Here is an 11,849-nt window from a genome sequence, read left to right on the forward strand (position 1 = left end):
TTAAACTTTGTTGTTATGGACATTACACAATTTTTTGGTGCGATACAATCGGGAGATAAAGATCGCATAGCAACCTTATTAAAAGCGCACCCCGAATTGGTTAATGGAAAAGACCAAAGAGGATTTACTCCATTGATTTTTGCATCCTATTTTGATAAAAAGGCTATAGTTCAAACATTATTGGAATACAGCGCTTTAGTAGATGATACCGATGGTACTGGAAATACGGCGCTTATTGGTGTAGCTTTTAAAGGAAATACAGATTTAGCAAAACTACTGCTTAAACATGGCGCGAATGTAAATGCCCAAAACAATTTAGGTTACACGCCTTTAATTTTTGCAAGTATGTACGGGCAAACTAAAATGGTGGAATTATTGTTGAAGCATAAAGCCGATGCAACTGTAAAAGATAATGAAGGAAGAACAGCTTTAGATTATGCTGAACAAAAGAAGTTTCGGGAAGTTATTGGATTGTTAAAGTGATTTTTTGAGAGTTTCGTTTAACGGTTGGGCTATTAGTAGTAGCATGTGTTGGCACTTAACTATAAAAGTATACAACAAACTGAAAATCCGAGAGGATTTTCAGAAATAGGCGAGAACAAGCAATTACTTTAGCCATTGTTGTAAAACGCTTTTATATTTGTTAATTGGGATCATATAATCCGATACCATCACATACATTGCAATATACTTGACCATAATTGCAATTGTATAAGCATTTGCCTTTGACACGACCCGAGTCATAATACTGTTTACCGCTTCCCTTGCATTTTTCACAATCTACGTTACCACCACCCCAGCAAGTTAAACATCTTACATAACCTAAATCTCTTAGAATATATTTTGACTTTATCTTGTCCTTTTTTGTACCATACCCATAGTAGTACATACCTGCTAATTCTCTACCACAGGTGTTTTTATCCATTTCATAACATTTAGTGAACTCAAGAAATGAATCTGAATACTCTTTATTATGAAATAGTAGTTTAGCAATCCAAAACTGTGCTGTAATGTCTCCCTTTTTTGCTGCTTTCTCATACCAATAGTATGATTTTTTATTGTCAACTTCCGTTCCTTCTCCTAAACGGTACATTTCACCAACTATTACTTGTGCATTAGTAAAGTCTTGTTCAGCGCTTTTTAAGGCCCAAATAAAGGCTTGTTTTAGTCATTATTTACAATTTCCCCTTCTCTATATAATGATGATAAGAAGCTTTGTGCTCTGGCATATCCCTGCTCTGCGCTTTTTGTTGCCAGTTCTAAGACTTCTTTATTTTTAAAAGGCACGTCGATTTTATTTAGAAAGTATAATGTAGAAAGACGATATTGAGAAAACTGATTATTTTGCTCAGCACTTTTCAAATACCATTGTCGAGCAAGTAAGTAGTTAATTTTAACACCTTCACCAAAATGATAAGCAAAACCTAGATTGAATTGAGCTTCACTATTACCATGTTCAGCACTTTTCCGGTACCAAAAAATAGATTTTTCTAAATTTCTTTCAATTCCTTCTTTTCCGTAATAGTAAAAATCTCCTAGCTCCTTTTGCTTTATTAAATTACCTTCTTCAGCTTTTTTTTTCGTTTCAAAAAAAAGATTGGTTTGAGCAAACAAATTAAAGGTGCTTAAGAGGAATATAAATCCAACTAAATTTTTCATATCGGTTTATTTTTAAAATTAGGTAGCCTTATTCAGGAAGGGTCAAAATGAAGCACAGTGTGTTGACGGATATACGGCATTATTTAATGGCTTATATCTAACGGTACCTGGCTGCTGACAGGCAGGAACGAAGGTAGTTGAAATTTTTTACAAAGTCAATTTTGCAGAAAAAAAAAGCCACCTCAAAAGAGATGGCTTTAAATGTCAAATTTTTCTTTATCAATTAAGTGTCAATAGAGCCCATAACCCGACTCATAAAACTATTTAATGCTTCTTTTTTTGGGGAGCCGTTCTTTACCATTTTATGAACTTCAATAGCGCCGTACATGTTGGAGATCAATTCTCCTATAACGTCTAGTTCTTCATCCTTTAAAGACGGTACTTCTGTTAAAGCTTCTAAGGTTTCAATGGTTTCAACAACAAAATCTTCGTCGTTCTCCTCAATAAAATTCGTTAAATGCTTAATTACTGGTAACTTCATAAATAGTACATTTTGTCATTTCCGGGAAGGCGGAAATCTTTTTAAAATCATCTGCCTTCATCAACTTCCGCGTAAGCGAAAACATTAAGCAACTTCTTCAACGAGCTCTTTTAAAACATCAAACTTATTAGTTTGTACCTGGTTTATAAAAGTCCCTTTTTTAAAAGCTGCAAAAGTTGGCAAATTATCAACCGTAGCCAATTTTCTAGATTCTGGAAACTTTTCGGCATCTGCAATAACGAAAGTTATATCTTCCAATTCTGAGGCTAACTTTTTAACTTTTGGTTTCATAATACGGCAGTTGCCACACCATGTAGCTGAATATTGCACTACAACAGTTTCATTTTTAGAAACTAATTCTTGTAAATTATCTTGATCTAATTCTTTTACCATAACTGTTTAACTTTTTAATATCTAAATCCCAAATTCCAAAAGGGTAAATTTGGAATTTGAATTTTTGGAATTTCTTAATTTACATGTGCAGCTAAATAATCTGCTACACCGTCTCTATTAGCATTCATTGCATCTTTTCCCTCTTCCCAGTTTGCAGGACAAACTTCTCCTTTTTCCTGAACGTGAGTTAAGGCATCTACTAAACGTAAGTATTCTTGAACGTTTCTACCCAAAGGCATGTTGTTGATACTTTCGTGCTGTACAATCCCGTCTTCATCAATGATGTAAGTAGCTCTGTAAGTCACGTTATCACCTTCCACAGTTACCACACCAGTTTCTTCATTATACGTTTCATTTGTAATATCTAGAATACCTAAAGTAGAAGCTAAATTTCTGTTAGAATCTGCTAAAAGCGGGTAGGTTACACCTTCTATACCGCCATTGTCTTTTTCGGTGTTTAACCAAGCAAAATGTACTTCGGGTGTATCACAAGATGCGCCAATTACAATAGTATTGCGCTTTTCAAATTCACCTAAAGCTGCCTGAAATGCATGTAATTCTGTTGGGCATACAAAAGTAAAATCCTTTGGATACCAAAATAAGATTACCTTCTTCTTGTTATTTACTGCTTCTTCTAATACGTTTAACTTAAATGTATCGCCCAAATCGTTCATTGCGTTTACGTTTAAATCTGGAAATTTTTTTCCTACTAATGCCATAATTTTATAAGTGATGTTTAATTAATAATATTCTAATCTTAGGCAAAATTACCATTGTAAAACACCTGTGAAAATAGAATGTAATTAGTAAATTTTATTGAAGAATAGCATTTGTGTATCGATTCAAAAACCAATGCTTGTTTTTGAGAATCATGTAAAAAATGATGATTAGAATTATCAAGTTCTCATACTTGACCAAAAAGGGGTGATGTATTCTTATTTAGAATTTGAAAGTTGTCTGATTTTAATATGAAAAGCGGCAAAAAGTAGTGTCATAAAAGGACTAATTATACTGAAAAAAGCATAAGGAATATAAGCAGTTGCTCCAGCATAACCAAATAACACCTTTGAATGATAAGCACCGCAAGTATTCCATGGAATTAAGACTGACGTTACCGTTCCCGAATCCTCAAGGGTTCTACTTAAATTTTCAGGAGCCAGTCCTTTATCTTCATATGCTTTTTTAAACATTTTTCCCGGTACAACAAGCGCTAGATACTGATCCGAAGCAGTAAGATTTAAGGCAAGACAACTAGCAACCGTACTTGCAAATAACCCAAATGTAGTTGATGCAATGTTTAATAGCGACTTAGTAATTCTTGAAAGAGCACCAATGGCATCCATAACGCCACCAAAAACCATGGCACATATAATTAGCCATATGGTTCCTAACATGCCCTTCATGCCTCCAGCTGTAAACAAATCATTCAATTCATCACTGGAGGTTTCTACGGCAGTATCAACAGTAAGCGCATTCATAACTCCTTTATATCCCGAATTGAAATTTAATGATTCTGCTCCGGCGATGTTTGCTACTATATGTGGTTGAGCAATAACAGCAGTTATGCCACCTAGGAGCGCACCGATAAGTAAAGCAATTAGTGGCGGTGTTTTTTTTACAATCATAAAAATCACTAAAACTGGCACGATAAAAAGCCATGGAGTAATATTAAATGCTTCATCAATAGCTTGAAGTTTCTCTTGAATTTGTGGTGTTCCAGTTGTATCAATACTTAATCCAATAAAAATAAATATGATTAACGTAATTATAATAGTTGGTATGGTAGTATAGGTCATGTATTTTATATGAGAAAACAATTCGCCACCAGCCATTGCAGGAGCTAAATTAGTGGTGTCGCTTAAAGGCGACATTTTATCTCCAAAGTAAGCACCAGATAAAACAGCACCAGCGCTCATTCCTAATGAAATCCCTAGTGTTTCACCAATACCAACTAAAGCAATTCCAGCTGTGGCAGAAGTAGTCCAAGAACTACCTGTAGCGATAGAAATAATGGCACAAATAATAACACAAGCGGCAAGAAAAATAGTAGGATTTAAAATCTGTAACCCATAATATATCATAGACGGTATAATGCCACTTATTAACCAAGTACCTGCTAATGCACCAACCATTAATAAAATCAGTAACGCCCCTGCTGTTGATTTAACATTCTCTGCTACTTCAGCTAACATTCTTTTGTACGTTACTTTGTTTTTAAAACCAACAATTGCTGCGATTGCAGCTCCTAAAAGAAGTACGAATTGATTGCTTCCGCTTAAGGCATCATCTCCATAAATCGATATATTATAGGCCAGCAAACCTACAAGTGCGAATACAGGGATTAAAGCTTCCCATATATTCAATTCGGTATTTTCAATAATACTTTGGTCGTTGGCCTTAAATTTTGAGATATTCTTATCGTCTTCCATAATTGCGCTTTAGTCATGTAATGTTACGATTTTATTAATTTCTTTCAAAATAGGGTGACTTTTTTTGGGTCTTTTGGGTCTTATTCATAGTAACCCCAAATATTCTAGTTATGTTTTTTGCATTTTCTTTTTTGGTTGTCTTAGCTATTCTTTATGTTTTGGTAAATGACGGACTTTCGTCAAGTTTAAACCATAAATTATCTAAAGGTTTCAATTTTGAAAAGAAAGCACAATGTGAAGTTTTGACAAAATCTGAACTTATAGATTTTGATTTTGAAACTTTAATATTACCTGAAGAATTGAGCATTCTTATGGAGAAACCTAAATAGTTCACTAATAAGCATATAGTAACGAATTTGTAGGTATTCTTATATTAAAATGAAAAATCTAAAAAAACCTGTAATATTCTATACTATCTTTCCGATTTTTCGTTATTATTGTTAGATAATTGTAAATATTGCTATAGCAAAAATGAAAAGAATTCTCTCACAATTCCTTTTCTTGTTGTCTTTTGGTATCTATGCCCAAGTAGGTATTGGGACTACTACTCCAGTGTCTACTCTGGACGTAAATGGTTCGCTATCTGCAAATATTACTGCAACTTCTGGAAATTTAACCTTGGATGACACGCATCATACTATTGTTCTTGGCGGCAATCATAATATTACCTTACCAGCGGCAAACACATGTACTGGAAGAATATATGTAATAAAAAACCCCACTACTAATACCCCTACAGTTTCTAGCTATCAAGATTTAACAGGAACAGCAGCTACAGCAATTAATAGTGAAACCACAATATCTTTACAAAGTGATGGCACCAACTGGCAACAAATAAGCGCTAATAAAATCAGGTATGAAAAAATAGTGATTTGGGCAGAAGAGGCTGCAGATCTTGCTAATAATCAAATGGAATGGTCTTTTGGTAATGGGGATGCTGGTTTTATTGGAGTACCATTGCCCGAAGCTTGGGAAGCATATGCAGTAAGTTTTCATGCTGATAACACGTCTAATGCGTCAAATGCTGTGTTAATGGCAGTAGTTGATATATCTGGAAATGGTGCATTCACAGAATTTTTTCGATTTACGGCTACTGGTGCAAATGATAATATGTCATATACTGAAATTTTAGCTACGCCTGTTGCTATACCCGCTGGAACCACTTTAGGGTTTCGCTCTATTACCGAAACGGGAAATGTTAATAGTGCCCGAGTTGCTGTATGGCTAAGAAGGATACCATAATTATTCATAAATAAAAGTTAGTTAACTTTGCTGACTTTATATGGATTCACTCACTCAAATTGTTTTAGGCGCTGCTTGTGGTGAAGCAGTTTTAGGCAAGAAAATAGGCAATAAAGCTTTATTATTTGGTGCCATAGGTGGCACAATTCCCGATTTGGATGTTATAGTTGGTAGTTGGTTTTATGGCAACGAAATTGACGCGATGTTGTTTCACAGAGGGTTTATGCACTCCATTCTGTTTTCGGTTTTGGCAGCGTTTTTATTGGGATGGTTAGTTCATAGGCTATACGATAGTGGGAAACGTAAAAACACTACCGTACACAAAGATTGGATAGCCCTTTTCTTTTGGACCCTTTTTACGCATCCAATTTTAGACGCTTTTACACCTTACGGCACACAGTTATTTGCGCCATTTAGCAACTATCGCGTAGCCTTAAACAATATTGCAGTAGCAGATCCTGCTTATACTTTACCTTTTTTGGTATGTATAATAGTATTAATGTTTTTTAAAAGAACTTCTGCTAAAAGACGTATGTGGTTAAAATGGGGTATTGGTATAAGTTCCATTTACTTGCTGTTTACATTGGGAAATAAACTGTATATAGATTCGATATTTAGAAAATCTTTGAAAGAGAATGAGATTAATGCAGCTAGATTTAGTACCCAACCTGCTATTTTAAATAATATATTGTGGTATGCCATTGCAGAAACTGAATCAGCTTATTATGTGACGGACTATTCCTTATTTGACACTAAAAGCCGTTTTTTAAATTTCAGGGAAGTACCAAAACAGCGCGATTTAAAAGCCACTGAATACGATGACATTAAAGGGTTAGCGTGGTTTAGCAATCAGTATTACAGTGTTTATAAAGTGAATAACAACGAATATCGATATAACGATTTGCGTTACCCACTTTTGGATTTAGACAACCCAAATACTTCAGTATTTAGTTTATTGCTTTATAAGGACGGCAACAGGCTAAATATGAGGCCATTTGAACCCAAAGTAGATGATATGAACAGTGCATTTAAATCACTCTGGGAGCGTATTAAAGGCATCTAGTTTGCATTTAGCACTTTGTTATCCAATATTCCCAATTGCACCATACAATCATGCATCATTTCGTAAGTACGTTTAATATCGGCATCCAAACCTATGGAAAATCGTATCAACCCATCACTTAAACCCATGTCTTTTTGTTCGTCTTCTGGAATTTCCGAAGAAGTTGAGGTTCCTGGGGCAGAAAATAAAGTTTTGTAGAACCCTAAACTTACCGCTAAATATCCAAGGTTTTTATGCTGCATCAATTCCATCAATTCGTTAGCCTTCTCCAAAGAGCCCACATCAATAGTTAGCATGCCGCCAAAACCATATTCAGTATTCATCATGCGTTTAAATAGTTCGTGTGAAGGATGGGATTTTAGTCCAGGGTATACCGTTTTTAAACCATTTTTTTCAAACTTTTTGGCTAAATGCAGTCCGTTTTTGCTATGCTGCTGCATTCTGATATGTAAGGTTCTTAAGTTCTTCAGTATTGAAGATGCCCGTAAACTATCCATGGTGGAACCAAACAGCATACCGGCACCATCATTTACATCCCGTAAGTCATTGATGAATTCTTGTGTTCCACAAACAACACCGCCAACAGTATCGCTAGAGCCATTAATAAACTTGGTTAAACTATGAATAACAATATCTGCTCCCAATACGGCTGGAGAAATGGACAATGGAGAAAAGGTATTATCAACAACCAGCTTTAAACCGTGCTTTTTAGCGATTTTTGACAAGCTTTTAATATCTGCTACTTCCAAAAGCGGATTGCTTACAGATTCACAATACAAAACTTTGGTGTGCTCTGTGATTGCGGCTTCAACCGCATCTAGTTTTGTGATATCGACAAATGTAGTTTCAACATTGAACTTAGGTGTAAAATTTTTAAAGAAAGCATAAGTGCCACCGTAAATTGTTCTACTGGACACGATATGATCTTTAGCATTGCATAATTGCATTATAACTGAAGTTATGGCTCCCATACCCGAAGCTGTAACATTTGCGGTTTCTGTATTTTCCATAGCAGCCAATGCTTCGCCCAGATATAAGTTCGAAGGAGAGGAGTGGCGTGAGTATAAGTAACAGCCATCTGCATTACCTTCAAAGGTATCAAACATAGTTTTTGCAGACAGAAAGGTGTAGGTTGACGAATCTGAAATTGAAGGATTTACACCCCCAAATTCTCCAAAATATTGTAAATCCTGAATGTTATTTGCAGGCTTAAAACTCATAACGTTATGTTTTTTTATCTTACTAAATTCCAAATAATTAGAATTAAAATCAATAATAATTATATTTATTAGAAAATAAAACTATAAAAAGTTACTATTATAGATAAATTATTTATATTTTGTTGTCGATGGTCACCTAAAACGAAAATTTTTCAACCATGGTCTTTGATAAAACTGATAAAGCACTACTGGAGTATCTTCAAAAGGATAGTAAACAAACCAATAAAGAGCTTTCAAATAAATTAGATCTTTCGGTAACTGCGGTTTATGAACGTATTAAAAAACTAGAAAAAGAGGGCTTTATTGAAGGTTATACCGCATTAATAAACAAACAAAAAATTAAACGGAATTTTGTTGCTTTTTGTCATGTAAAATTATTGCAGCATAGCCAAGAGTATGTTTTTAGTTTTGAAAAAGAAGTAAACAACCTTGATGAGGTTTTAGAATGTTACCATCTCAGTGGTGACTACGACTACCTTTTAAAAGTAATTGTTACCGATATGGAAGCTTTTAGGGAATTTATGGTAAGAAAACTAACTAAAATAAACCATATTGGCAGTACGCATAGTATGTTTGTAATAAATGAAGTAAAACAAACCAATGTGATTCGTTTTTCATGAAGTCGACTACTTATAAGTGCTTAGAGCTGTTTGTCATATTCATCTTAGTTCCCATAAGTTTTGCTCTTGACTACTCACCATTTATAAAGTTGGGCGTTGGTTTAGTAGGTTTTATGTATGTGATTTATGTATTATTGAAAGTAGAGCAAGAGCAATTTAAAATAGCACCAAATCTAAATTGGGTATCTTTTTGGAAAGGGACTTTGGTTAAGCTGTTGGTTATAGCGACACTAACTACTATGTTTTTATGGATTACTAATAAAGATGATCTATTTATCGTAATACTAAATAAGCCAAAGCTTTGGGTATTTATTCTATTTGTATATTCCTTGTTTTCAGTATATCCGCAAGAACTCATTTATCGTACGTTTTTCTTTAAGCGATACGCTAAACTATTTAGTTCAAGTAGGTTATTTATTTTTATGAATGCCATGTTATTTGCTTTGGGACATATGTTTTTCAAAAACACCTTGGTATTAGTCCTTACATTTTTTGGTGGTATTTTATTTGCTTTAACTTTTTTGAAAACAAAATCCACACTTTTGGTTTCTATTGAACATGCCATTTATGGTTGCTGGTTGTTTACCTTAGGTATGGGGGAAATGTTAGGCTTTCCTACCTAAAAAATTCAAAATTATCGCACAGAGTAGAATCTTTTTGCTATTTTTAGGCAAGCTATTATTAACCAATATTATTAAATTATGAAAAAATTAGGACCTATTATCTTAGGATTTATCATTGGAGCAGTATTAACCTATTTCTTTTGTCCAAGACCAACAGAAAGTACTGAAATGCCCACAATGGGTGTTAAAGACGTAAAGCCTCCAAAAGGCGTAATAAGTGTGCAAGAAGCAACGCAATTATTTAAAAATTGGAAGCAAAACAATAAAACTGAAATAGATGATTCAATAGAATTAGTAGGAGATTCCAGAAAAAAAACTACTAATGTGTCATGGCCTTTAAAAGATGTAAAACAATATATTAAATTCGTTGAACAGATTGCGGATTCACTAAAAGTGGAAATTACTGATTTAGCTGTTTTTGAAGGTAATTACGGTAAAAACCCTTCCGACCCAGCACTTAAAAACCGTAATACCCTATTTATAACTCCTGTTGCAAAAAGCGGCACCTCTAAAGCAGCTGTGGCTAGTTTTATGATTACACAAGATAAACCTATGCCGCCATTGAATCATGGAAGCGGTGGAGGAAACGAGTATCCTTAACATAGTTTTTAGTTCATCTATTGATTGATTTTTTATTAAATAATAATTTTTATTTATATGCTCTTTTAGAATTCTCAGCAGCAATAACAGGAATTTTTTGTTACAAAAAATACAGCAAAACTCCAGTTAGGTATTTTATTTTTTTTTTAGTCTTTATAGCCTTTGCAGAATTATTGGCTGCTTACAACTATTTTATAAGACCTAACAAATTTTTATACTTTTTAAAAGGCACAAAATTTGAAAAAAATCATTGGTGGGCAAACCTTTATTGGGTCATTGGAGCTATATTTTTTTATACCTTTTATTATCAAAGAATTTTAAAAACTGTCTTATTTAAAAACATAGTTAAAGCATTTCAACATGTGTTTTTAATATTTTCCATAGTCTATATTACGTTACATTGGGAAGCGTTTTTTAATTCTTTTTTTGTAACTCTCGATTTATTTGGTGCATTGGTTATATTTACCTGTTGTGTTTTATATTTTATCGAAATTTTATTGAGCGATAAAATTTTACACTTCTATAAATCCATCAATTTTTACATCACAGCAACTATTTTTATTTGGTGGTTGATTATTTCACCAATGTCTTTCTATGATGTATATTACAAATACGAAGTTGGAAAATCGTTTTACGACCAAGAATTTCATGATTTGAGACGTTTAGTTTTCTTGTTTGCAAATATTTTCATGTATTTAACTTTTATCTTTGCTTTAATATGGTGCAAACCGGAGAACGAATAGTAAGCAGCGCTTCAGAGCGTTACATGTTGATATACATGATTGCTGTTTTGGTAATCATTACTTCGCTTGTTATTGTGTTTTTTGTAGTTTTTCAAAAGCGTAAGAACAAATTGCTTTTAGAGAAAATTGAACAGCAGCGCGCCTTTGAAGAGGAAATGGTAAAAGCCCAAACCGAAACCCAAGAGCAAACGCTTAAAAATATAGGATGGGAGCTACACGATAACGTTGGGCAATTACTGTCATTTGCCAGTATGCAATTAAGTATTCTTAAAATGCAAGTGGCTGATGATGTTAGGGATAAATTTAAAGACACTACGGAAGCTTTAAGCAATGGGTTAAAAGAAGTGCGTGCCTTATCTAAAACGCTTAACAACGATGTGATTTTAAATATAGGTTTCGAAAAATCGATTACCAATGAATTAGATCGTTTAAAGCGTATGAAGTTTACATCCGCAGAACTAAAAATTATTGGTGATAAGGTAGCGTTTAACGATAAAAACCATGAGATAATTGTCTTTAGAATACTTCAGGAATTTTTATCTAATTCTGTAAAATATTCTGAAGCTAAAAATTTGAATATCACCATAAATTACGGTGCTTATAATATAGAGATTACCGCTAAAGATGACGGCAAAGGTTTTGATATGGCTACGGTTGAAAAAGGCTCAGGTTTAATCAATATGAAAAGTAGGGCGGAACTTATTGGTGCAATACTCGTTCTGAAATCGCAACCTAATGAGGGTGTTGAATTAATACTGAACTACCCTTTAAATTAA

Annotated in this window: 16 protein-coding genes; 9 read left to right on the forward strand and 7 right to left on the reverse strand. The window is 33.8% G+C overall.

Going from position 1 to position 11,849, the window contains the following annotated elements; translation table 11 throughout:
- Positions 1 to 15: 15 nt before the first annotated feature.
- On the forward strand, positions 16 to 483 hold the full coding sequence (locus AC1B0Z_RS01205; RefSeq protein WP_483793696.1) for an ankyrin repeat domain-containing protein: 468 nt from the start codon (positions 16 to 18) through the stop codon (positions 481 to 483).
- A gap of 160 nt (positions 484 to 643) precedes the next feature.
- Here the strand turns inward: AC1B0Z_RS01205 and AC1B0Z_RS01210 are convergent, their stop codons facing one another.
- From AC1B0Z_RS01210 to nhaC, 6 genes are all read right to left on the reverse strand, one after another.
- Positions 644 to 1,153, reverse strand: a complete 510-nt coding sequence (locus AC1B0Z_RS01210) for a tetratricopeptide repeat protein (protein ID WP_483795223.1) — start codon at positions 1,151 to 1,153, stop codon at positions 644 to 646.
- 11 nt (positions 1,154 to 1,164) lie between these two features.
- Entirely contained in the window at positions 1,165 to 1,659 is a 495-nt protein-coding gene (locus tag AC1B0Z_RS01215) for a tetratricopeptide repeat protein (RefSeq protein WP_483793697.1), read from the reverse strand.
- Positions 1,660 to 1,882: 223 nt separating this feature from the next.
- Positions 1,883 to 2,140: a DUF6952 family protein gene (locus tag AC1B0Z_RS01220; protein WP_483793699.1), complete on the reverse strand. Its 258-nt coding sequence runs from the start codon at positions 2,138 to 2,140 to the stop codon at positions 1,883 to 1,885.
- Positions 2,141 to 2,224: 84 nt separating this feature from the next.
- Entirely contained in the window at positions 2,225 to 2,533 is a 309-nt protein-coding gene (locus AC1B0Z_RS01225; protein ID WP_483793701.1) for a thioredoxin family protein, read from the reverse strand.
- 74 nt (positions 2,534 to 2,607) lie between these two features.
- Positions 2,608 to 3,252 (reverse strand): peroxiredoxin, encoded by a 645-nt coding sequence (locus AC1B0Z_RS01230; RefSeq protein WP_483793703.1) that lies wholly within the window; start codon positions 3,250 to 3,252, stop codon positions 2,608 to 2,610.
- Positions 3,253 to 3,468: 216 nt separating this feature from the next.
- Positions 3,469 to 4,962, reverse strand: a complete 1,494-nt coding sequence (gene nhaC, locus AC1B0Z_RS01235; RefSeq protein WP_483793705.1) for a Na+/H+ antiporter NhaC — start codon at positions 4,960 to 4,962, stop codon at positions 3,469 to 3,471.
- Between the two features lie 110 nt (positions 4,963 to 5,072).
- Between nhaC and AC1B0Z_RS01240 the strand changes: the two genes are divergently transcribed.
- The 3 genes from AC1B0Z_RS01240 to AC1B0Z_RS01250 all read left to right on the forward strand — a co-directional run bounded on the left by AC1B0Z_RS01240 (position 5,073) and on the right by AC1B0Z_RS01250 (position 7,267).
- Positions 5,073 to 5,291 carry a hypothetical protein gene (locus AC1B0Z_RS01240; RefSeq protein ID WP_483793707.1) on the forward strand — a complete coding sequence of 73 codons (219 nt, stop codon included), beginning with the start codon at positions 5,073 to 5,075 and terminating at the stop codon, positions 5,289 to 5,291.
- Positions 5,292 to 5,433: 142 nt separating this feature from the next.
- Positions 5,434 to 6,204 (forward strand): hypothetical protein, encoded by a 771-nt coding sequence (locus tag AC1B0Z_RS01245; RefSeq protein ID WP_483793709.1) that lies wholly within the window; start codon positions 5,434 to 5,436, stop codon positions 6,202 to 6,204.
- Between the two features lie 40 nt (positions 6,205 to 6,244).
- A complete protein-coding gene (locus tag AC1B0Z_RS01250) occupies positions 6,245 to 7,267 on the forward strand; it encodes a metal-dependent hydrolase (RefSeq protein WP_483793711.1) in 1,023 nt (340 codons plus the stop codon).
- On the opposite strand, the gene AC1B0Z_RS01255 is transcribed toward AC1B0Z_RS01250, so the two are convergent.
- The gene (locus AC1B0Z_RS01255) at positions 7,264 to 8,487 is read right to left on the reverse strand and encodes an aminotransferase class I/II-fold pyridoxal phosphate-dependent enzyme (protein WP_483793713.1); all 1,224 of its coding nucleotides are present in this window, start codon (positions 8,485 to 8,487) and stop codon (positions 7,264 to 7,266) included. The genes AC1B0Z_RS01250 and AC1B0Z_RS01255 overlap by 4 nt on opposite strands.
- A 158-nt stretch (positions 8,488 to 8,645) precedes the next feature.
- Here AC1B0Z_RS01255 and AC1B0Z_RS01260 point away from each other — a divergent pair, with 158 nt between their 5' ends.
- From AC1B0Z_RS01260 to AC1B0Z_RS01280, 5 genes are all read left to right on the forward strand, one after another.
- Positions 8,646 to 9,107, forward strand: coding sequence for an Lrp/AsnC family transcriptional regulator (locus AC1B0Z_RS01260; protein ID WP_483793715.1), 462 nt, complete (start codon positions 8,646 to 8,648; stop codon positions 9,105 to 9,107).
- Positions 9,104 to 9,730: a CPBP family intramembrane glutamic endopeptidase gene (locus AC1B0Z_RS01265; RefSeq protein ID WP_483793717.1), complete on the forward strand. Its 627-nt coding sequence runs from the start codon at positions 9,104 to 9,106 to the stop codon at positions 9,728 to 9,730. Before AC1B0Z_RS01260 ends, AC1B0Z_RS01265 begins: the two co-directional genes overlap by 4 nt.
- Before the next feature lie 78 nt (positions 9,731 to 9,808).
- A complete protein-coding gene (locus tag AC1B0Z_RS01270; protein ID WP_483793718.1) occupies positions 9,809 to 10,330 on the forward strand; it encodes a hypothetical protein in 522 nt (173 codons plus the stop codon).
- A gap of 20 nt (positions 10,331 to 10,350) precedes the next feature.
- Positions 10,351 to 11,073 (forward strand): hypothetical protein, encoded by a 723-nt coding sequence (locus tag AC1B0Z_RS01275; RefSeq protein WP_483793720.1) that lies wholly within the window; start codon positions 10,351 to 10,353, stop codon positions 11,071 to 11,073.
- The gene (locus tag AC1B0Z_RS01280; protein ID WP_483793722.1) at positions 11,049 to 11,849 is read left to right on the forward strand and encodes a sensor histidine kinase; all 801 of its coding nucleotides are present in this window, start codon (positions 11,049 to 11,051) and stop codon (positions 11,847 to 11,849) included. The genes AC1B0Z_RS01275 and AC1B0Z_RS01280 overlap by 25 nt, the downstream gene beginning before the upstream one ends.

The organism is Hyunsoonleella sp. J2K-J805 (assembly GCF_057167125.1).